This is a genomic window from Oleiphilus sp. HI0043, assembly GCF_001634935.1.
Genome location: NZ_LWEY01000851.1, coordinates 1 through 871, shown reverse-complemented (window position 1 = coordinate 871; position 871 = coordinate 1). Strand labels below are relative to the sequence as shown.

Annotated in this window: 1 protein-coding gene; it reads right to left on the bottom strand. The window is 47.4% G+C overall.

From position 1 onward, the window contains the following. Nucleotides 1–754 (bottom strand): IS21 family transposase (gene istA, locus A3729_RS09635; RefSeq protein WP_197475740.1); only part of this gene is annotated, 754 nt, incomplete at its 3' end. Nucleotides 755–871: the final 117 nt, after the last annotated feature.

Below are 871 nucleotides of genomic sequence, written 5' to 3'. Positions count from 1 at the left end.
CTCGCACCTTTTTCTCGACTTGGCCTTTCTCCCAACCTGCAGCTGGATTACAGAACTCAGCTTCAAACAGATAATGACTGACTAGCGTTTGGAATCGGCGATTAACATCGCGCTGTTTACCTGATCGTACCTTATCCACAGCAGTCTTCATGTTGTCGTAGATGCCGCGTTCAGGCACGCCACCAAAGACCCGAAATGCATGATTGTGTGCATCAAACAGCATCTCGTGCGTTTGTTTGTAATAAGCTCGCAGGAAGAAAGCTCGACTATTGCTTAGCTTGAAGTAAGCAACTTGAAGGCAGCACTTCCGACCATTGATCGTGGCGAAATCTTCGCCCCAATCAAACTGGAATGCTTCGCCTGGTGCAAAAGTCAGTGGAACATAGACTCGCTTAGCGGCAGTGCTCTTTGCTTCATGTTGCTCTTGTCGCCACTGCCGTGCAAACGCAGCAACACGATCATAGGAACCGGTGTAACCCAGTTGTACTAAATCCTGGTATAGCTGCTTGACTGACTTACGCTGCTTTCGATGCTTTTTCACCTCACGGTGAAGCCAGCAGGTTAAGGTCTTCTCGTAGTCATCCAGCTTACTCGGCGACTTCCTTGCAGGGTAGCTTGGGTCTAAATTTCTATTATTGAGGTATTTACGAACAGTATTTCGTGACAATCCGGTCTTCCGAGCAATCGATCGAATCGATTGTCCCTCCCGAATATGCCAGCGTCGAATTACGCTTAGTAGAGCCACGTCTATCACTCCATTTTCTCCTGCTTTGCTGAAGCAGGGATAGGTTTATACGTGGGTCAAAATTCGATGCAAATATATGGCTTTAGTGGGTCAGTTTTGGGTGCAAATCAACAATGAGGCCAATGT